General features: G+C 67.2%; 28 protein-coding genes and 1 tRNA gene. 3 read left to right on the forward strand and 26 right to left on the reverse strand.

Annotation, left to right across the window (positions count from 1 at the left end):
* Positions 1-17 precede the first annotated feature (17 nt).
* From ACAG21_RS16465 to ACAG21_RS16515, 11 genes are all read right to left on the reverse strand, one after another.
* Positions 18-401 carry a hypothetical protein gene (locus ACAG21_RS16465; RefSeq protein ID WP_370497236.1) on the reverse strand — a complete coding sequence of 128 codons (384 nt, stop codon included), beginning with the start codon at positions 399-401 and terminating at the stop codon, positions 18-20.
* Entirely contained in the window at positions 402-629 is a 228-nt protein-coding gene (locus ACAG21_RS16470; RefSeq protein ID WP_370497238.1) for a hypothetical protein, read from the reverse strand.
* A complete protein-coding gene (locus ACAG21_RS16475; protein WP_370497239.1) occupies positions 626-1,288 on the reverse strand; it encodes a hypothetical protein in 663 nt (220 codons plus the stop codon). Before ACAG21_RS16475 ends, ACAG21_RS16470 begins: the two co-directional genes overlap by 4 nt.
* A gap of 164 nt (positions 1,289-1,452) precedes the next feature.
* Positions 1,453-1,932, reverse strand: coding sequence for a hypothetical protein (locus tag ACAG21_RS16480; RefSeq protein WP_370497241.1), 480 nt, complete (start codon positions 1,930-1,932; stop codon positions 1,453-1,455).
* 19 nt (positions 1,933-1,951) lie between these two features.
* A complete protein-coding gene (locus ACAG21_RS16485) occupies positions 1,952-2,830 on the reverse strand; it encodes a major capsid protein (RefSeq protein WP_370497243.1) in 879 nt (292 codons plus the stop codon).
* Between the two features lie 13 nt (positions 2,831-2,843).
* Positions 2,844-3,227 (reverse strand): capsid cement protein, encoded by a 384-nt coding sequence (locus ACAG21_RS16490; RefSeq protein ID WP_370497245.1) that lies wholly within the window; start codon positions 3,225-3,227, stop codon positions 2,844-2,846.
* Positions 3,193-3,813: a hypothetical protein gene (locus tag ACAG21_RS16495; RefSeq protein WP_370497247.1), complete on the reverse strand. Its 621-nt coding sequence runs from the start codon at positions 3,811-3,813 to the stop codon at positions 3,193-3,195. The genes ACAG21_RS16490 and ACAG21_RS16495 overlap by 35 nt, the downstream gene beginning before the upstream one ends.
* Positions 3,814-3,824: 11 nt before the next feature.
* On the reverse strand, positions 3,825-4,211 hold the full coding sequence (locus ACAG21_RS16500) for a helix-turn-helix domain-containing protein (protein WP_370497248.1): 387 nt from the start codon (positions 4,209-4,211) through the stop codon (positions 3,825-3,827).
* Complete coding sequence (locus ACAG21_RS16505; protein WP_370497250.1) at positions 4,211-4,579, reverse strand: hypothetical protein; 369 nt, start codon at positions 4,577-4,579, stop codon at positions 4,211-4,213. The genes ACAG21_RS16500 and ACAG21_RS16505 overlap by 1 nt, the downstream gene beginning before the upstream one ends.
* Complete coding sequence (locus ACAG21_RS16510) at positions 4,576-4,767, reverse strand: hypothetical protein (RefSeq protein ID WP_370497252.1); 192 nt, start codon at positions 4,765-4,767, stop codon at positions 4,576-4,578. The genes ACAG21_RS16505 and ACAG21_RS16510 overlap by 4 nt, the downstream gene beginning before the upstream one ends.
* 1,133 nt (positions 4,768-5,900) lie before the next feature.
* Positions 5,901-6,098: a helix-turn-helix transcriptional regulator gene (locus tag ACAG21_RS16515; RefSeq protein ID WP_370497254.1), complete on the reverse strand. Its 198-nt coding sequence runs from the start codon at positions 6,096-6,098 to the stop codon at positions 5,901-5,903.
* Positions 6,099-6,256: 158 nt separating this feature from the next.
* On the opposite strand from ACAG21_RS16515, the gene ACAG21_RS16520 reads away from it, so the two are divergent.
* Positions 6,257-7,456 carry a tyrosine-type recombinase/integrase gene (locus ACAG21_RS16520; RefSeq protein WP_370497256.1) on the forward strand — a complete coding sequence of 400 codons (1,200 nt, stop codon included), beginning with the start codon at positions 6,257-6,259 and terminating at the stop codon, positions 7,454-7,456.
* An 83-nt stretch (positions 7,457-7,539) separates the two neighbouring features.
* Here ACAG21_RS16520 and ACAG21_RS16525 read toward each other — a convergent pair.
* From ACAG21_RS16525 to ACAG21_RS16545, 5 genes are all read right to left on the reverse strand, one after another.
* Positions 7,540-7,613: transfer RNA gene (locus ACAG21_RS16525), tRNA-Pro, on the reverse strand.
* Positions 7,614-7,673: 60 nt separating this feature from the next.
* Entirely contained in the window at positions 7,674-8,474 is an 801-nt protein-coding gene (locus ACAG21_RS16530; protein WP_370497258.1) for an IclR family transcriptional regulator, read from the reverse strand.
* Between the two features lies 1 nt (position 8,475).
* Entirely contained in the window at positions 8,476-9,300 is an 825-nt protein-coding gene (locus ACAG21_RS16535; RefSeq protein ID WP_370497260.1) for a cyclase family protein, read from the reverse strand.
* A gap of 16 nt (positions 9,301-9,316) precedes the next feature.
* A complete protein-coding gene (locus ACAG21_RS16540) occupies positions 9,317-10,096 on the reverse strand; it encodes an SDR family NAD(P)-dependent oxidoreductase (protein WP_370497262.1) in 780 nt (259 codons plus the stop codon).
* Between the two features lie 129 nt (positions 10,097-10,225).
* Positions 10,226-11,071 carry a helix-turn-helix transcriptional regulator gene (locus tag ACAG21_RS16545; RefSeq protein WP_370497264.1) on the reverse strand — a complete coding sequence of 282 codons (846 nt, stop codon included), beginning with the start codon at positions 11,069-11,071 and terminating at the stop codon, positions 10,226-10,228.
* 113 nt (positions 11,072-11,184) lie between these two features.
* Here ACAG21_RS16545 and ACAG21_RS16550 point away from each other — a divergent pair, with 113 nt between their 5' ends.
* Complete coding sequence (locus ACAG21_RS16550; RefSeq protein WP_370497265.1) at positions 11,185-12,120, forward strand: SDR family NAD(P)-dependent oxidoreductase; 936 nt, start codon at positions 11,185-11,187, stop codon at positions 12,118-12,120.
* A 35-nt stretch (positions 12,121-12,155) separates the two neighbouring features.
* Here ACAG21_RS16550 and der read toward each other — a convergent pair whose 3' ends face one another.
* From der to ACAG21_RS16585, 7 genes are all read right to left on the reverse strand, one after another.
* Positions 12,156-13,556 carry a ribosome biogenesis GTPase Der gene (gene der / locus ACAG21_RS16555; protein WP_370497267.1) on the reverse strand — a complete coding sequence of 467 codons (1,401 nt, stop codon included), beginning with the start codon at positions 13,554-13,556 and terminating at the stop codon, positions 12,156-12,158.
* Positions 13,553-14,239 carry a (d)CMP kinase gene (cmk, locus tag ACAG21_RS16560; protein WP_370497268.1) on the reverse strand — a complete coding sequence of 229 codons (687 nt, stop codon included), beginning with the start codon at positions 14,237-14,239 and terminating at the stop codon, positions 13,553-13,555. The genes der and cmk overlap by 4 nt, the downstream gene beginning before the upstream one ends.
* 47 nt (positions 14,240-14,286) lie before the next feature.
* Positions 14,287-15,030 carry a pseudouridine synthase gene (locus tag ACAG21_RS16565; RefSeq protein ID WP_370497269.1) on the reverse strand — a complete coding sequence of 248 codons (744 nt, stop codon included), beginning with the start codon at positions 15,028-15,030 and terminating at the stop codon, positions 14,287-14,289.
* Positions 15,030-15,734, reverse strand: coding sequence for an SMC-Scp complex subunit ScpB (gene scpB, locus ACAG21_RS16570; protein ID WP_370497271.1), 705 nt, complete (start codon positions 15,732-15,734; stop codon positions 15,030-15,032). The genes ACAG21_RS16565 and scpB overlap by 1 nt, the downstream gene beginning before the upstream one ends.
* A gap of 2 nt (positions 15,735-15,736) precedes the next feature.
* Positions 15,737-16,552 carry a segregation/condensation protein A gene (locus ACAG21_RS16575; RefSeq protein ID WP_370497273.1) on the reverse strand — a complete coding sequence of 272 codons (816 nt, stop codon included), beginning with the start codon at positions 16,550-16,552 and terminating at the stop codon, positions 15,737-15,739.
* Complete coding sequence (locus ACAG21_RS16580; RefSeq protein ID WP_370497274.1) at positions 16,549-17,412, reverse strand: ParA family protein; 864 nt, start codon at positions 17,410-17,412, stop codon at positions 16,549-16,551. Before ACAG21_RS16580 ends, ACAG21_RS16575 begins: the two co-directional genes overlap by 4 nt.
* A 199-nt stretch (positions 17,413-17,611) precedes the next feature.
* Positions 17,612-19,516, reverse strand: a complete 1,905-nt coding sequence (locus ACAG21_RS16585; RefSeq protein ID WP_370497276.1) for an AMP-binding protein — start codon at positions 19,514-19,516, stop codon at positions 17,612-17,614.
* Positions 19,517-19,622: 106 nt separating this feature from the next.
* Here ACAG21_RS16585 and ACAG21_RS16590 point away from each other — a divergent pair, with 106 nt between their 5' ends.
* On the forward strand, positions 19,623-20,375 hold the full coding sequence (locus tag ACAG21_RS16590; RefSeq protein WP_370497278.1) for an O-methyltransferase: 753 nt from the start codon (positions 19,623-19,625) through the stop codon (positions 20,373-20,375).
* 8 nt (positions 20,376-20,383) lie between these two features.
* On the opposite strand, the gene xerD is transcribed toward ACAG21_RS16590, so the two are convergent.
* The 3 genes from xerD to ACAG21_RS16605 are packed head-to-tail and all read right to left on the reverse strand — an operon-like array spanning position 20,384 to position 23,695.
* Positions 20,384-21,328: a site-specific tyrosine recombinase XerD gene (gene xerD, locus ACAG21_RS16595; RefSeq protein WP_370497279.1), complete on the reverse strand. Its 945-nt coding sequence runs from the start codon at positions 21,326-21,328 to the stop codon at positions 20,384-20,386.
* Entirely contained in the window at positions 21,325-21,951 is a 627-nt protein-coding gene (locus ACAG21_RS16600; RefSeq protein WP_370497281.1) for an NUDIX domain-containing protein, read from the reverse strand. The genes xerD and ACAG21_RS16600 overlap by 4 nt, the downstream gene beginning before the upstream one ends.
* Positions 21,944-23,695, reverse strand: a complete 1,752-nt coding sequence (locus ACAG21_RS16605) for a CTP synthase (protein ID WP_370497283.1) — start codon at positions 23,693-23,695, stop codon at positions 21,944-21,946. Before ACAG21_RS16605 ends, ACAG21_RS16600 begins: the two co-directional genes overlap by 8 nt.
* Positions 23,696-23,778 lie beyond the last annotated feature (83 nt).

A 23,778-nucleotide genomic window follows, 5' to 3' on the forward strand; every position in this document is an offset into this window, starting at 1 on the left:
CCTTAAGAAAATCGGGGTTATCGTGCCAGGTCAGGCCAGTCGAAGTAAGTGAGTTCACCGAGGTCGGGGTCGCGGCCGTTGTCAGGGCTTTGGCCCGTCAATGCTGGCCGTTGGTCGTCTCGGCTGCCGTCCCCGCGTCGCTCGTTGCATGTGGCGTGGAGCAGTCGGTCAGCGGTGGTGTTGCCGACGCCGTAGACCGAGCGGCTGCGGCTGTGGTCGGCGTGCAGTGGCCGGCCGTCCCAGTTGCGTTTCGGGTCGCGGTACATCTTGGCGGCGCACCAGTAGCAGGCTGTGCCGTCGACGTGGCGCAGCAGCAGTCGGGAGCGGTGTTGTTGGTGGTCGTGGCCGAGGCCGCGGGCGGTGCTGCCGGGCCGCGGTTTGCGGTGTGAAGTGTTGGGCAATCAGAACATCTCCTCGGGTAGGCGGCGCGTCGCCGGTCGGGTGGGGTTGCTCGATAGCGGCGGCGACAGTGACAGCGCGCACCCGGTCGCGTGGTCGGCGGCATCGAATGACGGTGTGTTGCAGGTGCACCGGCCGAGTTCGCGGGGAATCTGCCCGAGTTGCTGCGTTACGACCTGGCGGTGGCGCTCCTCGCGGGTTCGTCTGTATGCCTCGTAATCGGCGGTCATCGGCCGTCCCACTGCCCGGCGTATCGGCCCGGCACGGTTTCCCCGCGCGCTGGTACCGCTGCGCGGAACGGGACGGGCGGGTGCGGCCGGTCGCCGCCGACAAGGGGCTCGTATTCGCCGTCGAGCAGCCCCTCGGGGCCGCCGCGGCGGTACCAGTCGGGGCGTTGCTCCCAATCGTCGAGCGTGTACGTGGGGTAGCCGACGACGGCGGGCACGCCAAGCGTTGCGCTGAGCCGGTCGGCCAGGCGGCGGGCGTGGTCGTAGGCGATGAGCTCGTCGGCGACGTACAGCCGCTCGATACGCGCTGTGGCGGCGCGCATCTCGGGTGAGGTGCACCGCAGCTCGGACCAGGCCACCGCGCGGTCTGTCCAGCGCACACGGGTCAGGTGGACGCGGGCGAGTACGGGAATGGTGCCGGCCGCGACGCGGGTAGGGCGGAACAGGCTTGTGGTTCCGGTCGCGATATTGGCGGTGATGACACGAAGCCGGTAGAGGGCGTCGATGACGTTGGCGATAGCGTAAATGCCGCAGGCGCAGTCGGGTTCGGGTGGTTGGTGGCCGGCGTGCATACAGCACTCCGCGTCCACGGTGGGGCCGGTGACGATTGGTGCCTCGCCGTACGGTGCCCGCAGTGTCGGCGGGTCATCGCCGAGGTTCACGTGCCAGATGCGCCAGCCGTCCGCATCCTTTCTACTGCTGCCAGTAAAAAGGGTCGTGGTGACGTCCGCGGGTTCTGTGGTGCGGCGCCGGCCGCAGGAGGCAATTGTGGCCGGCGCCGCGGTCGCGCTTGTGCGGCCTACCAGGGAACCGCGAGCGACGACGATCAGTAGAACCAAGCCGGCTTGTCGGCGCCGGCATCGACAGGCTCGAGGCTGTGGCCGAGCTCGGTCATCGGAACCGCGGTCTCGTTGGGCACCGCTGCGAGCACCTCGAGCATCTTCTCGTCGTGCGTCGCCAGGGTGACCCAGTGACCTTTGCGGGCCGCGGTGATCTTGCCCTTGCTCACGGCGTCGTCGACGGCGGCCTCGATCTTCTGCTGCTTGGCGGCGGCAGCGATCTTCCGGCCCTCGGCGGCGTCGTGGCGCAGCGCGGCGAGTGTCTGGGTGTCCATCACCTCGAGATCGTGTTTCTTTGCAGCGGCGGCGATCTGAGACGGCGGCGTGTCAGCCATCAGCGGAGCGCCGCGCAGCGCATCCTTGAGGGTGTCGAGGACCAACCCGGTGTCGGAGGTGTCCTCGGGTAGGCCGAGGCGGTCGAGCAGCACCGCGGCTTCGGCGTCGTCAAATTCCAGTGTGAGTGCCATCGCGTTGTCTCCCTCGGGGTTAGGCGGCCAGACCGGTGATTCTCTTGGCCGCGTAGGGGCGGTCGACGGCGAACGCGGGCACGGCGTAAGCCTGCACCCACGTCGAGCGGGTGGAGCGGTCGTCGTACACGTCGACGGTGAGCGGGGCCTCAAATCCGACGCTCCCCACCATCGCGCCCTGACACACGTAGGCGGTGCCAGCCGGGATGCGCGGGTTGGAGAACATCTTGAGCCCCACGGAATCGAGCATGGCGCCGAGGTTCTCGGCGTATGCCTCACGCAGCGCCCGAGCCTGGCTCGGGTGCACGAGCAGCGTGTCATGCACGACGCCGAGCTCCTCGAGGTCGGCGAGCTCCTGGGCCTGGGCGAAGTGGCTCGTCGGCCGGTCGGGTCCCGGCGTCAAGTTGGCATCCGGCCCAACGAACGTCAAGCTGTCCCAAGGGCTCGACACCGCGACGGTGGCAACGTTGGCTGCCTCGAGCGCGGCGACGGCGCGGGTGTCCAACTTGCGCGCGATCGTATTCGCCAGTTGCGTCGTCTGCTGGTCGATGTAGGAGATGTCGTTGCGGGTGCGCCGCTCGTCCTCGACTTGGAACTTGCCGCCCCAGTCCTCGACGAGGGCGAGCTCGGGGGTTGGCGAAACTCCTTCGACGACGCGGTATTCGCTGCCAGGTGACCTGCGTTCGACGTCGCTGGTGAAAAAGTCGCTCGCCGCGATCACGCTGTAGAGCAGGCCGCCGCCCTGGATTTGGGCGCCGAACGGGCGAAACACCTTGGGTAGCAATATCTGGTCGTCGGCGAGTTTCGCGATCTGATCGCGGATGCGTGACGGCTCCTTGAGGGCGACGTCGACGGTGAGCCGGCGGCCATTCAGTTCGGGGATAAGCGCGTTAACCATCGGTCAAGTCCTCTCAGTACAGGCTTATTTCAGCGTCGGTGGCGTCGGCCGCGCCGGTCATCGCGTAGCCGACCGCGACACCGGCGGCGAGCGTGGTCGCCGTGCCGCCGGCGCCGACTTGGACCTCGGCGCCGGCGGCGATCGCACCCGAGGCGGTCACCTTCACGACGCGCGAGTTGCCCCGCACCAAGCGAACAAGCTCGCCGATCGCTGCGTCATTGCCGGCCACCCCGCACGCGCGGACACCAGCGGCGGCCGGCGCAACCGCGATGTTGCCGCCGCCGGTGCGATTACCGGACACGGCGAGAAACCGGCGAGCAGTCACCGCAGCCGTCGCCTCGGCGGTGATATCGGCGCCGGGGTCATACACCGACGGGTTGGCGATGGTTGTCGACATTCGTCAAACTCCTAACGTCGTCATTCGGGTGGCTCGCTGCCGTCGGGCGGCGGCCACCTGCCGGAGCGCGCCGGCGGCGCGCCTCGAGGTCCTCGGGGCGAAACGTGGCTGCGGCCACGACCACGCGGCGGCCCGATGCGGCCGCGGCGACGTCGACGCCGTAGAGCTCGCCGAGTTGCTTGAGCGTGTGCACGGCCGGCGCGCGCTCGCCAAGCAGGGCGCACGCCGTCACGATGAATCGCCAGGTGCGGCCGGTGCCGTCGCGGTAGTCGAAAACGCCCTCGATGCTGCGGTCTCGGTATGCGTGCGGGAGCAGGTTCGCCAGGCCGACAGGCACATTCACGAATTCAGCGAGCAGCGTATCGCCAGTGATGCGGAGATTGTCAAGATGCCCGAGTGCCGGCCCGCCGTCGAACCGCGGGTCATCGTGGCCGATCTTCAACGGCGCGGGGCGCAGAACGCCGGCGCGTGCGAACTCGACTGCCGACTCGAGGTCCTCGCGGGTGATCGTGAACGTGCCGTTAGCGCCGTCCCACGTGCCGACCTTGAGGATCTCGACGTCGCGCACCGTCCGCACGTCAGCCACGGCGGCCAGCCTTAGCCAGCTCGGCGGGCGGCCTGGCGTTCGGCGCGGGCCTCGACGACGCGGAGCGGGTAGAGCCAGCGGGTGCCGGTGTAGTGCCCGGCCAGGACGCCGCGCCGGCGGAGGTCGCGCACACCGTGAGCCGAGATGCGCAAGATTCGCGCTGCCTCGGCGCTGGTGCACAGGTCATAGGCGCAGTGTGAACTTGAATCCGCCTCAATACCAACAAAACTGACGCTTTTGGGGGGTAAACCGTCAGTGTTTGCAACAACTTTGCGCAATTTCGCCACGATCGGACCAAGCCGGCCCGACGGCTGGCGACCCGTCCGCCGGCACAAATCCTCGATCGTGTCGGCCAGCACCGCCGCCTCCGACACGTCGAGCACCACACCGCGGCGCATCACAGTGCACCGTCGCCCTCGTCGCCGCCGAGGAGCCGCCGCAGCGCGACGTCGAGCTTCGCGGGGTCAAGTTGGCCAGCGTCGCCGGGGTTGAGCCGCTCCGCGCCGACCTGGGTCAGCAAGCGGCCCATGTAATCCCGCATCGCGACGACGACCGGCTCGAGGTCGACAAGATCGGTTTTCTCGACGATCAGATGCAGGGCGCGGGTGAGCATCTCTGTCACGCAGCCGGGCCCGCCGTAGGCAGCCAGCCGGCGAACCGCCTCGTTCACGAGCTCGCGGTCACCGGTGATCTGCGCAACGACGTACATCGCCGCGCAGTAGTCGCGGCGCGCCTCCGCGAGCCGGCCGGCGGTCTCATCGGTCATCGTGTGGTCCTTCCGTTGGGGTGGTTGCGGATTGCCTCGACGGCATCGACGAGCCGGTCGGCGAGCTCGAGCGCCTCGGTCTGCTCGAGGCCGAAAACGAACGGGCCGAGGGTGAGCCGGATTGGGCGGGCCTGCCCGGGCAGTGGCGCGACGGTGGCCCGCACACCGGGTAGCGCGTTGAGCCTCATGTCTCGCCTCGCAGCGGCTCAGAGAACGACCGAGCCGGCGGGGGCGGCTCCTCGTCGTCTGCGTGGCTCGAGGGTGGACATCGCCGGCAGCACGGCACGCGGCGGAAGCGGCGCGAGCCGGTGTCGTCGGTGCGGGTGCAGTACTCGCCGGCAGCGGCTCCGCACGTCGGGCACGGGCAATCGAGCGCCCCGGTGTCGCCGTAGGCCCGAACGATGACGTGGGCGTGCCGGGCGCTCACGCGTGCTCCTCGAACGGGTCCGACCCCTGCCCATGCCACTCCGGCCAGCCGTTGCCGTCGTAGCCACTCTTGGCCGTCGCCGCTAGTGACGTACCCGACTTAGGTAACTCACCCCTGGTCCTAAGCCTTGCGTTTGGTGAGTGGTTACTTAGGTGACCTGTCCCGTCCCTCTGGGTTGGCAACTGGGTTACCTGCGTGGGTTCCTGTCTGGGTTTTCCGTTCGACGCTTTCCCGGTCTGACAACCCACCTGGGTTCCCGTCTGGGTTTCCTTCTGGGTTACCTGTCTGGGTTTTCGGGGTGATCGCTCGCGAGGCGGTCCCGCTGGCCGACCGCCTCTCTGCCCGTTTCCACGGCTCCGCTCCTGCTGCGCGAGCACCTGCTCGCGGGTCCGCTGATAGCACGCGTGATGGACGATCTGGTACTCATCGCCGTGGTCCTCCCACCACCCACACGCCACCAATTCATCGGCAGCCTCGGGCCGCTTCGCCCACCGCCGAACGTCATCCTTGGGCAACCTGCCGTCGAGGAGCTTCCGGTTAGACCACGTGAGCCCCTCTGTGTGAAGCCGATAGGCAGCGTCGGAAAGCTCCCAACAATCGTCGGAATAGTCGTCGGAGAGCTTGGTCCATGTCATTGCCGGCCTCCGCGCTGTGCGAGCTCAGCCGCCCGCACCGGATCGCGTCGGCCACAGGCGAGCGGCGGCAAGCGGCGCGCGGCCTCGTACCGGCGACGCAGTTGCTCGAGAAGCTCGGCGCCGCAGCCGTGCCTGCGCTGTCGGCGGGCATCGATAGGATTTGCGGCGTTGGTGGTGGTATCGCTGACGTCGGCCGGGTCTCCCTGTGTGGGGGCCCGGTTTTCATTGGGCGGCCCTTTGCCTCGGCCTCGCTCGGCAGTCATGCCGTGGCGGCTGCGGTGAGCCGATCGACGTATCCCGCAATGGATTTCGCCGTGATAAAACCCCGTGCCCCGATCTTGACCCGCACTAGCTCGCCGCTACTGACCAGCTCCCATAGCGTTGTGCGGCTGATCCCGCCGAGCGCGGCCATCGCCTCGGGGTAGGGCAGCAGCAGTCGGTCTGAGTCGGTGTTCATTTTGTCCCTCAAGCTCCTCGTTTGTTCATGTACGCACATAGCCGCGCGGTACTGTGGCGCACTATAGACACGCGAAAAGACAAATTGCACGGCAAAGTTGCACGCTCAATCATTCCTTTGTTGCGTTGTCTACCAACGAATTTGGGAGGCGTAGCAGAATGGCCAAGCGAGCGAATGGCGAAGGCACCGTACGGCAGCGGACAAACGGGCGATGGGAGGCCCGCCTCACCTACACCGACACCGGCACCGGCCAAGTCAAAAGGGTTTCACTGTACGGAGCGACCGCCAAGGCCGCACGCGCCGAGATGAAAAAGGCGCGCGAGCGCCTCGACGCCGGGGCACCAGTGAAGGACGCGAGTCGGTCGGTCGGCGACTGGCTCGCACACTGGCGTCAGACCACGCTGGCAGCATCCGACCGCGCGGCCTCGACACGGACGCTGTACGAGATGCTGTCCCGGCGGCACCTCGAGCCCGGACCGTTCGGTGCGATCACTCTGGACAAGCTGAGGCCGTCGGACATCGAGTCGTTGGTACTGAAGATGCGCACCAAGACCAAGCCAGGCCGGGGCGAGAACGCCGAGCCGGTGCGAGCGTTGTCCGATTCAACGATCCGACAGACGTACACCGTGCTGCGCTCCGCACTCGACGGCGCCGTGCGCGATGGGCTTCTGGCGCGCAACCCAGCGGCGCAGGTGCGTCGACCGGGCGTGGAACGGCAGGAGGCGCGCCACCTCGACGCCGAAGCGGTAACGCTTGTCCTCAAGGCGGCCGCAGAGTCGCGCTATCACGCTGCGCTCGTGCTCATCGCCTCGACAGGACTACGCAAGGGCGAGGCACTGGCCTTGCGATGGGACAAGGTTGACCTCGACGCCGGCGTCCTACGCGTCGCGGCAACGATCAGCCGGGTCGCCGGACGGCTGGTCATCAGCGAGCCCAAGACCGCGCGATCACGTCGGACGGTGCCGCTATCTCCCGCGGTGATTGCCATGCTGCGTAAGCACAAGGCGGCCCAGGCCGCCGATCGCCTTCGCGCGGCGAACCAATGGCAGGACAGCGGTCTAGTGTTCACCACCGAGTTCGGCGGGCCCGTCGACCCGCGCAACCTGCTACGGGTGATCGAGGTCGCCGCCCGGACAGCAGGGGTGGCAGACGTCGGCGTACACACGTTGCGCCACTCGGCAGCGGTTGCGTGGCTCGAGTCCGGTGTGCACATCAAGGCGGTTGCCGATCTGCTCGGGCACTCGTCGATCGCAATCACCGGTGATGTCTACGGCCATACAAGCGACGACACCGCGCGAGCCGCTGTCGACGCGCTGGCTGGCCGCCTCGGGCTCGCGAACGTGGGCGAACAGTCGTGAACGCGACGTGGTTGGGGTACGGGTTGGGGTACGAGACGGAAAGAGGCACCTCCCGAAAAGTCGGAAAGCGCCTCTGACCTGCGTCGGGCTGACAGGATTTGAACCTGCGACCACTTGACCCCCAGTCAAGTGCGCTACCAAACTGCGCCACAGCCCGTGTGCCGATGAGTCCACCGGCAGCAGGTCGAAAGCCTACCGCAGCCGAGGCGCCAGACCGCTATTGCCCGGCTGACCTGCGAGTCTCGTGGTCGCCGGTTTTGGCGAACCAGGCGTCGACCTTTTCGACCCAGTCCCGCAGCGCCTGGGCGAGCTCGGATTCGCGGCGGTAGAACCGCTGCGACGGTACGGGCACGCTCACCGCGACCATTTCGTCGCCCACGTTCTTCAATACCGCGCCCACCGCGCAGATCCCTTCGCTCTGCTCTTCGCGGTCATACGCCACGCCTTCGGTTTTGACGCGTTCCAGCTCCTTGCGCAACGCCGCCGGCGTCGTGATCGTGTTCGCGGTCAGCTTGGCGAGCCGACTCGGCAGCGCACGGGCTTGCTCCTCGGCCGACAGATTGGCCAGCAGCGCCTTGCCGTTGGCGCAGCAGTGCAGCGGAAACGACTCGCCCACCGCGCTGATCGCGCGCAGCCGGTGCGGCGAGACCACCTGATCGACGAACGTCGCACGGTCGCCGTCCAGGATCGACAGGTCGACGGTCTCCTCCAGTTCCCGGGACAGCTCCTCGATGAATGGATGCACGTCGAACACGACGCTGCGGCGCACGGTGGTGGCCATGCGGGCGATCTCGGGCCCCAGCCGATAACGACCCCGCGCCGCAGGCGCGGCCACCAGACCTTCGTCGTCGAGCGCATTGAGGATCCGGCTCACGGTCGAGCGCGCCATGCCCAGCCGCTCGCCGATCTCGGCCTGGTTCAGCCCGCCGGGATGTGCCTGCAGCAGCCGCAGCATCTCAGCAGCGCGCGCGATAACCTGAATTCCGCTGCCGCGGGCCTCTTCTGCGTCGACGCTCATGTCAGGCTCCGGTCTCGATGCGGTAGCTACCGGTGGGGTCGATGATCGCCACCAGCCGCACGATACAGCCGTCGCCGCCGACCCAGCGCCACGGGAACGCCGCGAAGGTGACGCGTTTTCCGGTGACCTTGTCCAGGTCGCCGCCCACGTTCTCGAAGCCGTAGATGCCCTTGGACAGAATCGCGCGATGGCAGGGCTCCCATTCCGGGAAGTCGTCGAGCACCTTGCGGCCGGTGTGTTGTTCGTATTCCTTTACCGCCCAAGGCAATAGGCCACCGGTGTGCTCGGCGGGTCCGTGCGGGGCGATCGCGGTGGCCATCGGATGGTCGAGCGCTTGGGTGTCCGTGCCGACGGCCTTGACACCCCTGGCCGCGAACCACTCCCCGGCTTCCTTGTAAAACCCCGGCGAGTAGGCGTAGTACTCGGCGCTGTCGGCGTAGGTATGGTGCCAGCCGGTGTTGACGATGACGATGTCACCGGGCCGGATCTCCGGCGTGGCCTTCTCCAGGTCCTCGGCGGTGACGACCTCCCACTTCTTCTTGGGGATCGACACGACGACGCCCGTACCGAAGAACGCGCTCAGCGGGATCTCGTCGAGCAGCGGCGTGCCTTCGATCACGTGGCCCGGCGCGTCGATGTGCGTGCCGGAATGCATTACCGTGGTGATCTTTTGGGTGACGACGCGGCTTCTGGCCATGTTGTGCAATCGTTCGATCTTGACGTCCTCGAAGTACGGCCACGCCGGCACACCATGCCCCCACGGGTGCGACAGATCGTAGAACTCCAGCTTCGATTCGGCTTCGCCAAGCGGCCAGGTCATGGTCACGACGGTTCCTTTCGTATCAGCATGCGGTGTAGCCGCCGTCCAGGTACATCACCTGGCCGGTGTAGAAGCTCGACGCGTCGCTGAGCAGATAGATCAGCGCGCCGACGAAGTCTTCCGGTTCGGCGAAGCGGCGCAACGGGATTCGGGCGAACATCGCCTCACGGGTCTGGCGCCCCTTCTCGTCGTCGGCATACATCCACTCGGTCAACTCAGAGCGAAACACCGTTGGCGCCAAGGCGTTTACCCGAATCCCTTGTGGGCCCCACTCCGCGGCCAACGACTTGGCCAGCAGATCGGTCGCTGCTTTGGAGGGGCAGTAGGCGCTGTAGCCGGCCGGATGACCGAGGCTGCCACGCACCGACGAGACCAACACGACGCTGCCTCCCCCGCCCTGGCGCAGCAGCACCCGTCCCGCCGCCTGGCACACCAGCCAGGCGCCGCGCGCATTGGCCTTCATCACGGCGTCGAAGTCGTCGACGTCCATCTCGGTGATGGGCTCGACGTGGTTCATGCCCGAGGCCACCAGGACGCCGTCGAGCCGGCCATGCTTGGCGACGGCCGCGTCGACCATGGCCTGCGCGTCGGCCGGAGTGTCCGGGCGTCGGATCACCACCGCCAGGTCGTGCCGGCCCGTCTCAGCAGCGAGCTCGGCCAGGCGATCGGTGTTGCCTCCGGTCAGCGTCAGCCGCGCCCCCGCGTCGGCCAGGGCCCGGGTCGCCGCGCTGCCTAAGGAGCCGGTCGCGCCGGTGATGAGTATCGACTTGTCCTGCACGCTGAACCGCGCCGCGCTTTTCATCTCACCTCAACTCCTGCAGTACGGGATTATCCACCCGTTATACGAGAGATTAGGGACGCGCCGCGATGAAAGTCAACACAGAACTCCCAAGATATAGCTCACATCGCCTGCATTGCGGGAAACGGTGCCTTACTCCGCGAATGTCTGCATGCCCAGCACGATGGCCAGACCGAGGCGCTCGGCGTCCTCGGTGTCGGGTTCGGCGGTAAAGATCATGATGCGCAGGTCATCTCCTGCGACGACGAGCGTGTCGCAGTCCAGGACGATGCGCCCGATGTCGGGGTGGTCGATGACTTTTCGACGCCCGACGTCGTGATGGAGTTCCGGGGATTCCGCGTCCCAGAGCTCGACGAACCGGGGGCTTTGGGCGGCCAGCTCGCGGATCAACTGCTTCAACCGTTGATCGGCGGGATAGCGCGACGCCGTCACACGTAGGTCGGCGACCAGCCCGGCCTGCAATGCGGCACGCTCTTCAGACGTCTGCACAGCGCGGGTACCGGGGCCAATCAGGTTGCGCCACAGACCATTGCGCTCGAGCCCCCGCAAATTGGTTGTCGGGCCCATCAGCGCGTCATACGGTGCGTTGGCGATCAGCAGGGTCCAGGTGGCGTCGTAGACGGCCACCGGATTGTTCGCCAACCGGTCGAGCATGCGTTGGACGCTCGGCGAAATGCGCGACGAGACGACGTCGCGTCCTGGAGCAACATGCCCCGCCAGCCGGAACAGCAGATCACGCTCGGCGTCCGAGACGCGCAACGCACGGACCAGTGCCTCGACGACCTGGACCGAGGGCGAGGTTGCCCGACCCTGTTCCAACCTGGTCAGGTAGTCGACTGAGATTCCGGCAAGCCCGGCAAGCTCTTCGCGACGCAGCCCCGCGGCGCGACGGCGCCCGCCGACGGGCACACCCACGGCCGCGGGTGTGACGCGGTCGCGCCACTGGCGCACCCGGCGGCCGAATTCCCACGTCTGCACTCCTCTACTGTGCGCGACAGGGGTTAGCCGGGGAAAGGTTTTGTGGTGGCACTGGCAGTCCTACGACAGCCAGACTGCTCCCTAAGACTGCGACATCGACCAACACTCGGGCCATGACTTCGATCGCTTCCGGAACCGTATTGATCACCGGGCCGACCGGCGGACTGGGCAGGTCCACGACGCTGGCGCTCGCGAATCGGCCTGCATCCCAACGCCCCGACCTGCTGCTGCTCGGCAGGCCGGGCCAGGCCTTGGCCGAGGTGGCCGACGAGGCCCGGGCGGCCGGCGCAACGGTGTACGAAATCGGTTGCGACCTCTCTAGGTTGGCCGACGTGCGCGCCGCGGGTCAGCAGGCCAAGGAGCTGCTGGATGCCGGCGCGGTGCGCCCGCTGCACGCACTGGTCGCCAACGCGGGCCTCACCGTCGCCGACACGCATACCGCTTCGGCGGATGGCTATGAACTCACCTTCGCGGTGAATTACCTCGCGCACGCGCAACTGATCGGCGATCTGCTCGGCTCATTGACGGCTCCAGCCCGCGTCGTGCTCCTGGGCTCGAACACCTACCACCAGAACATCTTTCGCCGGATCCTCCACGTGCCCCCGGCGCGTTGGCGTGATCCGATCGAGCTGGCCCAGCCCACCGCCAGGAGCGCGCCGGCGACGTCCGAGCTGTCCTGGACCGCCTACTCCGATTCCAAGCTGGCGCTGATGTACTACGCACACGAATTGCAGCGCCGCGCCCCCCATGGCGTCAACGTGATCGTCTTCGAACCGGGATTCATGCCGGGCACCGGTCTGAGCAGAGCGAACGGTCCCGCCCTGCAACGAATCGGGCGTCTGCTGGAGAAAATTCCCGGTGTCTCGTCACCGGTGCGCTCCGGGCCCTTGCTCGCGTCGATCGTCCTCGATCAGCGCTGGGCGCATCTGCGCGACGGCGCCTTCGTCCTGAAAGACGAAGAGCGAGAGGTGAAGCCGATTGCGATTGATCCGCTTCGCGAGGCACGGCTCTGGGAGGCGACGGCCGAGCTTCTCGCTGCGGCTCGCTGAGTGCGCCCTGGACGCACACCCGACGAAGAGGAAAGTCAGCGGCGCTTGGCGGATCGCTTTTCGCGGACCCGCACATTGATGCGGATCGGGCTGCCGGCGAACCCGAACGCCTCACGCAGCCGCCGCTCCAGAAAGCGCCGGTAGCCGGCTTCCAGAAAACCCGTGGTGAACAGGACGAACGTCGGCGGCCGGGCGGCGGCCTGGGTGGCGAACAGGATGCGGGGCTGCTTGCCGCCGCGCACCGGCGGCGGCGTGGCCGCGACGACTTCCTTGAGCCAGGTGTTCAGCGGCCCGGTCGCGATCCGGGCGTCCCACGACGCCAGCGCGGTCTCCATCGCCGGCACCAGCTTCTGCACGGCCCGTCCCGTCTTGGCGGAGATGTTGACCCGCTCCGCCCACTGCAGCTGCGCCAGCTCACGGTCGATCTCGCGGTCCAGCAGCTCGCGGCGATCCTCGTCGACCAGATCCCATTTGTTGAAGGCCAGCACCAGCGCCCGGCCGGCCTCGATCACCATGCTCAGCACGCGCTGGTCCTGCTCGGTCAGCGGCTGCGACGCATCGATCAGCACGAGCACCACCTCGGCGGAATCGATGGCCGAGTGAGTGCGCACCGACGCGTAGAACTCGTGCCCACTGGCCTGACCAACCTTGCGACGCAACCCCGCGGTGTCGACGAAACGCCAGAGCTTGCCGCCCAATTCGATCAGTGAGTCCACCGGATCGACCGTGGTGCCCGCGACATCGTGCACGACCGAGCGCTCGTCGCCGGCCAGCTTGTTCAGCAGCGAGCTCTTGCCGACATTGGGCTTGCCGACCAGCGCCACCCGCCGCGGGCCGCCGGGCGCGGGTGCCGCCTCGGAGACCTGGGGCAGCTTCGCCAGCACCTCGTCGAGCAGATCGGCCACACCACGGCCGTGGATTGCGCTGACCGCGTGCGGCTCGCCGAGACCCAGCGACCACAATGCGGCCGCGTCGGATTCGACCTTCTCGCTGTCAACCTTGTTGGCGGCCAGGAAAACCGGCTTGCCGGACCGCTGCAGGATTCGGGCGGCGGCCTCGTCGGCGCTGGTGGCCCCGACCGTGGCGTCGACCACCAGGATGATCGCATCGGCGGTACGCATCGCCACCGACGCCTGTTCGGCCACCAGTTGCTGCAGGCCCTTGGCGTCGGGCTCCCACCCGCCGGTGTCCTGCACGACGAACCGGCGACCGGTCCACAACGCGTCATAGGAGACCCGATCGCGGGTCACGCCGGGAATGTCCTGCACCACCGCTTCGCGCCGGCCCAGGATCCGGTTGACCAACGTCGACTTGCCGACGTTGGGCCGCCCGACGATGGCCACCACCGGCGCGGGACCGGGCTCGTCGAAGTCTCCCGAATCGGAATCGACGACTTCCCAATCACTTTCGTCGGACCACGTGCCGTCCTGGCTCACCGCACTGCCTCGCTTCGCTGTTTGACCAACTCCAGCAGATGATCGATCACTTGCGCTTCGGTCATGTCGCTGGTGTCGACGATCACCGCGTCCGCCGCCGGTCGCAACGGCGACAGCGCGCGGGTAGAGTCCAAATGATCCCGGCGGCGCACATCGGCCAGGACCCCGTCGTAATCGTCGGCCAAACCCGCGGCGACGTTCTGGTCATTGCGCCGACGGGCGCGGGTCTCGGCCGATGCGGTCAAAAAGATCTTCACCGGCGCGTCCGGCAACACCACCGTCCCGATGTCGCGCCCCTCGACGACGACATTGCCCGGCCCCTGGGCCATTTCGCGCTGCAGGGCGACCAGCCGGGCCCGAACGGCGGCAACCGACGACACGGCCGACACCGCACCGGTCACCAGGTCACCACGGATCTCGGCCGAGACATCCTCTCCGTCAAGGAAATAACGATCGCCCTCGGGGTGGTAGTCGACTGACATTCGCACCGTCTCTGCGGCCCGTGCAACCGCGTCGGCGTCAGCCGGGTCGATCCCGGCGCGCAACACGGCCAGCGTCACCATCCGGTACATCCCGCCGGTGTCCAGGTAACGCGCCTTCAGCGCTTCCGCCAATCCCTTTGAGACCGAGGACTTTCCGGTTCCGGCCGGGCCGTCGATCGCCACCACGAAGCCGCCCGTCACAGATCGATGGTTCGCTTCACTCCCGTCGCTCACTGCGTTCGTTCCGCTCACAGCCCCACCGCTTTATACAGTTGGCCGATCTCGCTCTGGCTCAATGCCCGGATGCTGCCCGGGCGCTGCTTGCCGAGCGCGATCCCACCGATCTCGGTGCGTACCAGCGCCTCCACCGGGAAACCCACCGCCGCCAGCATCCGGCGCACAATCCGATTCCGCCCTTCGTGCAAGGTCAAGCGCACCAATGTCTTTCCCGGAATGGCGTCCACCACCGCGAAGTCATCGACACGCGCCGGGCCGTCCTCCAACTCGATACCGGCCCGCAATTGCTTGCCCAGCCCGCGCGGTACCGTTCCGGCGACGGTCGCCAGATACGTCTTCGGGACTTCATGGGAAGGGTGCATCAATCGGTGCGCCAGCTCGCCGTCGTTGGTCAGCAGGATCAGGCCCTCGGTGTCGGCGTCCAGCCGTCCCACGTGAAAGAGCTTCTTGTTGCCGCGCACTCGCCGCTCGACCAGGTCACCGATGCACGGCCGGCCACGATCGTCGGACATCGTCGAGTGCATCCCGCGCGGCTTGTTCAGCGCCAGATACACCTGCGATTCGTCCAGGGCGATCCTCGCACCGTCCACGCGGATCACCGAGGCATCGGGATCGACGCGGGTGCCCAGCTCGGTCACCACCTGCCCGTCCACTTCGACGCGGCCGTCGATGATCAACTTCTCGGCGGCCCGGCGCGACGCAATTCCGGCCTGGGACAACACTTTTTGCAGCCGGATCCCCTGGTCTTCGGCCATCAATCCTGGTCCACGTCGAACGACAGCGATTGTTCGGGCGTCTGACCACCCGACAGTTTGATGAAACGTGGCTCGCTGTCCAGGGATTCGCTCAAGTCCTCGATCGTGTCGACGTCGGGAAGCAGCGGTGCGATATCGGGCAGGTCGGTCAGCGACTCCAGCCCGAGGCGCTCCAGGAACAGCTCGGTGGTCGCGAAGGTGGCCGCGCCGCTGTCCTCGTCAACGCCGGCTTCGGTGATCAGGCCGCGCGCCAACAGGGTTCGGATGACGGCGTCGACGTTGACACCGCGCACCGCGCTGACCCGCGCACGCGTCACAGGCTGGCGGTAGGCCACGACGGCCAGGGTCTCCAGCGCGGCCCGGGTGAGCTTCGAGCGCGCGCCGTCCAGCAGCAGCTTCTCGACGTAGGGCGCGTACTTGGCGCGGGTGTACATCCGCCACCCCTCGCCGGTCTTACGCAGATCGATGCCGCTGTCGCGGTGTGCGAGCTCCTCGGCCATGAGCTGCAGCTTCGCGGCTATCCGATAGACGGGTTGCCCGGTGGCGGCGCCCAGCGCCTCCTCGGCTACCGGGGTGTCCACCACCAGCAACAGTGCCTCCAGCACGCCGCGCAGCTCCTCGTCGTCCAGCGGCGCTGCTTCGGCGATGTCGGGGATGCCTTCGATACCCGGGCCGAGATCGAGGTCGGGCAAGTTTTCAGTCATAGTTATTCGTCCCGTATTTCGGTGGTCGGGCGCTCCCCGGTCCACGAAATCTGGAGCACGCCAAGCGGCTCCGACTGCTCGAATGCTACCGCCCGGGACCGATACAGCTCGAGCAGCGCCAGGAAGCGTCCGACCACCTCGATCGGCACCTCACAGTCGGCGACCAACTCGGAGAACGTCGCCCATTGGTCAGCGCCCCGGGCTTCGAGCATCGACAGTAGTTTCTGGGCCTGCTCGGGCACCGAGACCTTGACCTCGTGCAGGTGGCCGATCGCGACCGTCGGCGCCGGCCGCGGGCTGAACGCGACCGCGGCGATCTGGGCGAAACGCTCGGCGTCGACCCCGATCATCACTTCCGGCAGCAGTTCGGTGAACCGGTCCTCCAGCGACACCGCGCGCGGGTAGCTGCGCAGCGCGGTGGCTTCCAGCTCGGCGAACATCTCCGCGACGTGCTTGAACGCGCGGTACTGCAGCAACCGGGCGAACAGCAGGTCGCGCACCTCGAGCAGGGCGAGGTCTTCCTCGTCGTCGATCTGCCCGGCCGGCAGCAGCCGCGCGGCCTTGAGATCCAGCAGGGTCGCGGCGACCACGAGGAACGCGGTGGTCTCCTCCAGGTCCAGCTGGGCACCGATCTCGCGGGTGTAGGCAATGAAGTCGTCGGTGACCTGATGCAGCGCCACCTCGGTCACGTCGAGACGATGCGCGAAGATCAGCTGCAGCAGCAGATCGAACGGTCCCTCGAAGTTGGTGAGGCGGACTTGGAAACCGGTGGAGGAGCCGTTCTGCGCTGCCGCCTCACCATTGGCTGTGTCGTTCACGCGCCGAATCGGTCAATGAACTCGCGGGCCAATGCGCGATATGCGATCGCGCCCGCCGACTTCGGCGCCCAGGTGGTGATCGGTTCGCCCGCCACACTGGTCTCCGGGAAACGCACGGTCCGGGTGATCACGGTGTCGAACACCAGATCACCGAAGCGCTCGACGACACGGGCCATCACCTCGCGGGCGTTGACCGTGCGCGGGTCGTAGCGGGTCAGCAGGATGCCGCTGATCTCGAGCTTCGGGTTGAGCCGGTCGCGCACCTTGTCCACGGTATCGGTGAGCAGCGCCAGGCCGCGCAGCGAGAAGTACTCGCATTCGGTCGGAATGACGACGCCGTCGGAGCAGGCCAGCGCGTTGACGGTGAGCAGGCCCAGCGACGGCTGGCAGTCGATCAGGACATAGTCGTAGCGGTCCAGCACCGGATGCAGCGCCCGGCCCAGTGTCTGCTCCCGACCCACCTCGTTGACCAGCTGAATCTCGGCGGCCGACAGGTCGATGTTGCTGGGCACCAGGTCCAGGTACTTGACCCGGGTGGACAGCAGCACGTCTTCGATCGACACCCGCGGCTCGACCAGCACGTTGTGAATGGTCTTTTCCAGCTCGTAATGCGGGACACCGAGGCCCGCGGACAGCGCGCCCTGCGGATCCATGTCCACCAGCAACACCCGGCGGCCATACTCCGCGAGCGCGGCGCCCAGGTTGATCGTCGACGTGGTTTTCCCGACGCCACCCTTCTGGTTGCACATCGCAATCACCTTGGCCGGGCCGTGCGAGGTGCGCGGCTGCGGTTCCGGGATCGCCCGCGGCGGGCGCCCAGTGAGGCCAAGCTCGACGCCGCCGTCAGGCTGGTCGGTCATGCCCGGGGTGTTGCGAAGGTGAACATCGTCGGAAAGTCTAACGGGTAGGCCCCGGTAAACCCGGCGACCCGCAGGGTGTTTTACCAGCGAATATGCGCGGATATCGCGGGCGCGGCACCGTTGAATTCGCATGCTTAACACCAGTCACACGAGCACCAGTCGAAGTGCGATGCGCATCACCGGCGGCCGGTCCGGGTGGTCACGCCGGTTCCAGCGACTCCCGCGCACCTGGCTCCAGTGTCAACACGGGCCGCAGAGCATGCAGCACCTCGGGGTCCTCGATGGTGGACGGCATCTCATCGTCGTGGCCGTGCGCGATGCGGCGCATCGCCTTGCGGAGAATCTTGCCGGAGCGCGTCTTCGGCAACGCCGAAACGATGTCGACCCGCTTCAGACACGCCAGCGCCCCGATCTCGTCGCGAACCAGCGCCACCAGCTCGTCGGCGAGCCCGTCCCCCGCCGCCCCGGCCTGCAGGACGACGAACCCGGGCGGGATCTGGCCCTTGATGTCGTCGGCGACGGCGATAACCGCCACTTCGGCCACGGCGGGGTGTGACGCCAGCACCGCTTCTATTGCGCCGGTGGAAAGTCGGTGACCGGCCACGTTGATGACATCGTCGATGCGGCCCATGACGAACAGATAACCGTCCTGGTCGACATATCCGCCGTCGCCGGTCAGGTAATAGCCGGGATGCTCGCACAAGTACGAGGCTTCGTAGCGCGCGTCATCCTCCCAAAGCGTCGGGAAGGTACCGGGCGGCAGCGGCAGACCCAGGCATATGGCGCCCTCCTCACCAGGCGAGCAGGCCGCCCCGTCGGGATTGAGGATCGCGACTTCGTAACCCGGCATCGGCACGCCCGGCGAACCAGGTTTGATCGGCAATGGTTGTGCGCCAATCGGATTGGCTGCGATCGCCCAACCAGTCTCGGTCTGCCACCAGTGGTCGATAACTCGAACGCCGACTTTGTCGGACACCCATGAGTAAGTGTCGGGGTCGAGCCGCTCACCGGCGAGGAACACCGATTCCAGATGCGCGCGGTCATAGAGCTGCAGCCAGGTGCCGTCGGGATCGTCCCTGCGGATCGCGCGCATCGCGGTCGGCGCGGTGAAGAAAACCTTCACCTCATGCTCGGTGATCACACGCCAGAAAGCACCCGGGTCGGGCGTGCCCACCGGCTTTCCCTCGTAGAGCACCGTGGTGGCGCCCGCGAACAGTGGTCCGTACACGATGTAGGAGTGCCCGACCACCCAGCCGACGTCCGACGCCGCCCAGAAGACGTCGCCGGGGTTGACGTCGTAAATGTGGCGCATGCTCCACAGCAGCGCGACCGCGTGACCACCGTTGTCCCGCACCACACCTTTGGGCCTGCCGGTCGTACCCGAGGTGTAAAGGATGTACAGCGGATCCGTTGCGGCCACCGCGACTGCCAGCACCGGCTCGGCGGTGCGCATCAGGTCCTGCCAGTCTTTGTCACGTCCGTCGACGATGCTGCAGCGCAGCCGGTCGCGCTGCACGATCACGCAGTGCTGCGGCGGATGCGCGCTGGCGGCGATCGCGGCGTCGAGCATGGGCTTGTACTCGACGAGCCGGGTCGGTTCGATGCCGCACGACGCCGAGACGATCACGACAGGACGAGCGTCATCGATGCGAGTGGCCAACTCGTGGGCGGCGAATCCACCGAACACCACGGAATGCACCGCACCGATTCGGGCGCACGCCAGCATAGCGACCACCGTTTCCGGGATCATCGGCATGTAGATGACCACGCGGTCGCCTTTGGTCACCCCCAAGTTGCGCAGCACGCCAGCGAAACGCGCTGTGAGATCGAGTAATTCGGCATAGGAGAGGGAGCGCTTCGTCGCTGTCACGGGTGAGTCGTAAATCAGCGCCGGCGTGCCGCCGCGGCCGGCATCGACGTGTCGGTCGAGTGCGTTGACGCAGGTGTTGAGTTCCGCGTCGGGAAACCAGCGATAAAAAGGCGGTCGGCTGTCGTCGAGGATCTGGCGCGGCGCTTGGGTCCATGTCACCGCCTGCGCGGCCTGCGCCCAGAATGCCCTCGGCTCGTCGAGGCTGAACTGGTGAAGCTCGCGATAACCGTTCATCTGGCTCCTCTGCCGACCGCCATCGATGGCCGGACGGTATAGCCGGGACCGCGGGGACGCAACTGTTGACCACCACCGCTGGGTCACCATGCCTATGGTGGGCACTATGGACCTCAAACGACGGATACCGCTGCTGCGGTGGTCGGTATGGCGGATGGCCGCCGGAGCTCGCAACATCACGACGACGGGCCAGATCGGCGACGGACGCGAGGCGGCCGCGGTCGACTACGTCGTCGCCAACGCCCGCGCCGGCGATATCGACGACGTGCTGGCCACCATCGACAAATTCGCCTACGAGAAGTCGATGCTGATCAATGTCGGCGACGAGAAGGGCCTGCTGCTCGACGCGGCCGTGCGCCGGGCCAGCCCCGCGCTCGCGCTGGAGTTGGGCACCTACTGCGGCTACGGCGCGCTGCGAATCGCCCGGGCCGCGCCGAACGCCAGAGTGTTTTCCGTCGAGCTCGCCGAGGCTAACGCCGCCAACGCCCGGCGGATCTGGGCGCACGCCGGTGTCGCCGATCGGGTGACGTGCGTCGTCGGCACCATCGGTGACGGCGGGCGCACGCTCGACGCACTTGCCGGTGAGCACGGATTCGCTTCTGGCGCACTCGATTTCCTGTTCCTCGACCACGACAAGAACGCCTACCTTGCTGATCTGCTGAGCATCATGGACCGGGGCTGGCTGCATAAGGGCTCGATCGCGGTCGCCGACAACGTCCGGGTGCCCGGCGCACCGAAGTATCGCGAGTACATGCGGCAGCAGCAGGGCAAGTTGTGGAACACCGTCGAGCACAAGGCCCACCTGGAATACCAGTCGATGGTGTCCGACCTGGTGCTGGAGTCCGAGTACCTGCGCTGAAATGACGATTACGTCGCGCGCGGGTGGGCTCCGGCCCACACTTCGCGCAGCGCGTGCACGGTGACCAACGTGTAGATCTGCGTGGTCGTCACCGAGGCGTGGCCGAGCAGCTCCTGCACGACGCGCACGTCGGCCCCGCCCTCCAGCAGATGCGTGGCGAACGAGTGCCGCAGCATGTGCGGCGACACCCCCGAGGTGATCCCGGCGCGCTCGGCGGCGTCCTGCAACACCTGCCAGGCGCTTTGCCGCGACAGCCGTCCGCCGCGGGCGTTGAGGAATATCGCGGCCGTGCCGCGGCCCCGGCGGGCCAGCTCCGAGCGGCCACGCACCAGGTAAGCATCCAGCGCCTGCACGGCGGGCCGCCCGATCGGCACCAGCCGCTGCTTACCGCCCTTACCGTGCAACAGCACCGATCTGGCCTGGGTGTCGATGTCGTCGACGTCGAGTCCGACGGCTTCGGAGATGCGTGATCCGGTGGAGTACAACAGCTCCAGCAGCGCCCGGTTGCGCAGCGTGAGCGGACCGTCGGACGGGCTCTCCCCGCCCGCGCCTTCCAGCAGCGCCAGCACCTCGTCGATGGTCAGGCTTTTGGGCAGCCGACGGCCCGGGGTCGGGGGTCGCACCGCGCGCGCCACGTCCAGTTCGGCCAGCCCCTCGGCGGCGGCGAAGCGATGCAATCCGCGCACCGCGATCAATGCCCGCGCGGCCGACACCGCCGACAAGCCCACCGCCCCGGAATCGGGGTCACCGCGGCGCAGTGCGACCAGGAATTCGCTGACGTCGTCCTCACCGACCTTGGCCAGATCGTGAATTCCACGGTCTTCCAAGTGCTTTGAATAGCGGCGCAGGTCGCGCCGGTAAGAGCTGAGCGTATTGGCCGCTACTCCCCGCTCGATCGTCAGGTGGTCGAGGTAGCCCTGCATTTGCGACTCGAGCATCAGCGCGGTCGTCATTGCGCGGCCGCTTTTCGGGCGGCGAATGTCGTGGGCTTGTCCGGCCACGGGACGTCCACCCCACGCGGCTGGGCCAGCCCGGTCGTCACGGCGTGTGCGGCCAGAATCCCGGCCACGGCAATGGAATTGACGATCTCACCGCTGAAGACCAGCCGCAGCGCCTCGTCGATCGGGACCCAGCGCATCTGCATGTCGGCTTCTTCGTCGTGCGCTTCGGGACGGCCGATTTCGCTGAGGCCGGTGGCCAGGAAGACCCGCACCGATTCGTCGCTGTATCCGGGCGCGGTGTCGATGTCGACGAGAACGTGCCAGGAGTCGGCGTGCAGACCGACTTCCTCCTCGAGTTCGCGTGCGGCGGTGAGGTGCGGTGCTTCACCCTCGGCGTCGAGCAGGCCCGCCGGCAGCTCCCACAGGCGCCGGCCGAAGGTGTGCCGGTACTGATACACCATCGCGATGCTGTGGTCGTCGCGCATCGGCACGACGGCGACGGCGCCGTAGTGCTCCACGACCTCGCGCGCCGCGGTGTTGCCGCCGGGCATCCGCACCTCGTCGCGGCGCAGCGTGAAAATCTTTCCGGTGTAGAGCGTTTCGCTCGACGCCGTCTCGAAGACGTGGTCAGCCACGGGTGGCGGGTTCGGGTATCGACCGCTCGGCGCTGTCTCGATGCTGGTTGCCGTTGGACGTGTGCTCGGGGATCTCCACCGGAAGCAGCTCACCTTCTTTGTAGTCGATGGCCGCGCCGACGAATGCGACGAACAGCGGGTGCGGCCGGGTGGGCCGGCTCTTCAGTTCGGGATGGGCCTGAGTGCCGACGACGAACGGGTGAATGTCCGACGGGTATTCGACGAACTCCACCAGGTGGCCGTCGGGCGAGGTGCCGGAGAATCGCAGACCGCTTTCGGCGATCTTGTCGCGGTAGGCATTGTTCACCTCGTAGCGGTGCCGGTGCCGCTCGGACACGTGGGTAGACCCATATGCCTGCGCCACAATCGAATCCGCCTCGAGCACCGCGGGGTATGCCCCCAAGCGCATGGTGCCGCCGAGGTCGGCTTCGCCCGCCACGATGTGCTCCTGATCGGCCATCGTCGAAATCACGGGATCCGGTGTGGACGGTTCGAATTCGGCCGAGTTGGCCTCGGTCAGGCCGACCGAGCGGGCGGCTTCGATCACGATGCACTGCAACCCGAGGCACAGCCCGAAAACCGGCAAACCGCGCGCCCGCGCATGCCGGATGGCGCCGATCTTGCCCTCGATGCCGCGGATGCCGAATCCGCCGGGGATCAGCACGCCGTGCACATCGGCCAGCGCGGAGGCCGCCCCCGCGGCGCTCTCGCAGTCGTCGGAGGGCACCCAGACCATCTCGACCTTGGCGTGATGTTTGAAGCCGCCGGCCCGCAACGCCTCGGCCACCGAGAGGTACGCATCGGAGAGGTCAACGTACTTGCCCACCAAGGCAATTCGGACGGTTTCATGCGGCTCGTGCACCCGGCGGAGCAGGTCGTCCCATTCGGTCCAGTCGACGTCGCGGAACGGCAGGTTGAGCCGGCGCACCACGTAGGCGTCGAGCTCCTCGCGGTGCAGCACCTTGGGGATGTCGTAGATCGATGGCGCGTCGGGGGTGGAGATGACGCCGTCGATGTCGACGTCACACATCAGCGCGATCTTGTTCTTCAGCGGTTCGGGAACGGGACGGTCGCTGCGCAGGATCAGCGCGTCCGGGGTGATACCGATGCTGCGCAGCGCGGCCACCGAGTGCTGCGTCGGCTTGGTCTTGAGTTCGCCGGACGGCGCCAGGTAGGGCACCAGCGACACGTGTAGGAAGAAGACGTTCTCGCGGCCGACGTCATGGCGGACCTGACGGGCCGCCTCGAGGAAGGGCTGCGATTCGATGTCGCCGACCGTGCCGCCGATCTCGGTGATGACGACATCCGGGCGGCGCCCGTTGTCGTCGGGTTCGGCCATCGCCAGGATGCGCCGTTTGATCTCGTCGGTGATGTGCGGGATCACCTGGACGGTGTCGCCGAGGTATTCGCCGCGCCGCTCCTTGGCGATGACGGTTGAATACACTTGCCCGGTAGTGACATTCGCCGATCCGGACAGGTTGCGATCGAGGAACCGCTCATAGTGGCCGACGTCGAGGTCGGTCTCGGCTCCGTCCTCGGTGACGAAGACCTCGCCGTGCTGGAACGGGTTCATCGTGCCCGGGTCCACATTGAGATACGGGTCGAGCTTTTGCATCGTCACATGCAGTCCGCGAGCGGTCAGTAGCTGGCCAAGGCTACTCGCGGTCAACCCCTTGCCGAGCGAGGAAGCAACCCCACCGCTGACGAAGAGATGCTTGGTGGCGGTTTGCGGGTGCTTACGCACAGGCGACCTCCGTGAAGACGGGCAGGGCGTCGTTTTCGTCTAGCTTTTAAGAAGCTGGGCCTGCCGACCCACGGAAATCCACC

This window comes from Mycobacterium sp. pR1184 (genome assembly GCF_041287235.1).
Classification (GTDB): Bacteria; Actinomycetota; Actinomycetes; order Mycobacteriales; family Mycobacteriaceae; genus Mycobacterium.

Excerpts from the sequence above, each read along its gene's own strand:
- ACAG21_RS16500 (WP_370497248.1), bottom strand. The coding sequence starts at position 4,211 with ATGCGCCGCGGTGTGGTGCTCGACGTGTCGGAGGCGGCGGTGCTGGCC.
- ACAG21_RS16590 (WP_370497278.1), top strand. The coding sequence starts at position 19,623 with ATGGACCTCAAACGACGGATACCGCTGCTGCGGTGGTCGGTATGGCGG.
- ACAG21_RS16585 (WP_370497276.1), bottom strand. The coding sequence starts at position 19,516 with ATGAACGGTTATCGCGAGCTTCACCAGTTCAGCCTCGACGAGCCGAGG.
- ACAG21_RS16490 (WP_370497245.1), bottom strand. The coding sequence starts at position 3,227 with ATGTCGACAACCATCGCCAACCCGTCGGTGTATGACCCCGGCGCCGAT.
- ACAG21_RS16480 (WP_370497241.1), bottom strand. The coding sequence starts at position 1,932 with ATGGCACTCACACTGGAATTTGACGACGCCGAAGCCGCGGTGCTGCTC.
- ACAG21_RS16520 (WP_370497256.1), top strand. The coding sequence starts at position 6,257 with ATGGCCAAGCGAGCGAATGGCGAAGGCACCGTACGGCAGCGGACAAAC.
- ACAG21_RS16505 (WP_370497250.1), bottom strand. The coding sequence starts at position 4,579 with ATGACCGATGAGACCGCCGGCCGGCTCGCGGAGGCGCGCCGCGACTAC.
- ACAG21_RS16530 (WP_370497258.1), bottom strand. The coding sequence starts at position 8,474 with ATGAGCGTCGACGCAGAAGAGGCCCGCGGCAGCGGAATTCAGGTTATC.
- ACAG21_RS16565 (WP_370497269.1), bottom strand. The coding sequence starts at position 15,030 with ATGGCCGAAGACCAGGGGATCCGGCTGCAAAAAGTGTTGTCCCAGGCC.
- ACAG21_RS16510 (WP_370497252.1), bottom strand. The coding sequence starts at position 4,767 with ATGAGGCTCAACGCGCTACCCGGTGTGCGGGCCACCGTCGCGCCACTG.
- ACAG21_RS16515 (WP_370497254.1), bottom strand. The coding sequence starts at position 6,098 with ATGAACACCGACTCAGACCGACTGCTGCTGCCCTACCCCGAGGCGATG.
- ACAG21_RS16485 (WP_370497243.1), bottom strand. The coding sequence starts at position 2,830 with ATGGTTAACGCGCTTATCCCCGAACTGAATGGCCGCCGGCTCACCGTC.
- scpB (WP_370497271.1), bottom strand. The coding sequence starts at position 15,734 with ATGACTGAAAACTTGCCCGACCTCGATCTCGGCCCGGGTATCGAAGGC.
- ACAG21_RS16470 (WP_370497238.1), bottom strand. The coding sequence starts at position 629 with ATGACCGCCGATTACGAGGCATACAGACGAACCCGCGAGGAGCGCCAC.
- ACAG21_RS16550 (WP_370497265.1), top strand. The coding sequence starts at position 11,185 with ATGACTTCGATCGCTTCCGGAACCGTATTGATCACCGGGCCGACCGGC.
- ACAG21_RS16540 (WP_370497262.1), bottom strand. The coding sequence starts at position 10,096 with ATGAAAAGCGCGGCGCGGTTCAGCGTGCAGGACAAGTCGATACTCATC.
- xerD (WP_370497279.1), bottom strand. The coding sequence starts at position 21,328 with ATGACGACCGCGCTGATGCTCGAGTCGCAAATGCAGGGCTACCTCGAC.
- ACAG21_RS16580 (WP_370497274.1), bottom strand. The coding sequence starts at position 17,412 with ATGACCGACCAGCCTGACGGCGGCGTCGAGCTTGGCCTCACTGGGCGC.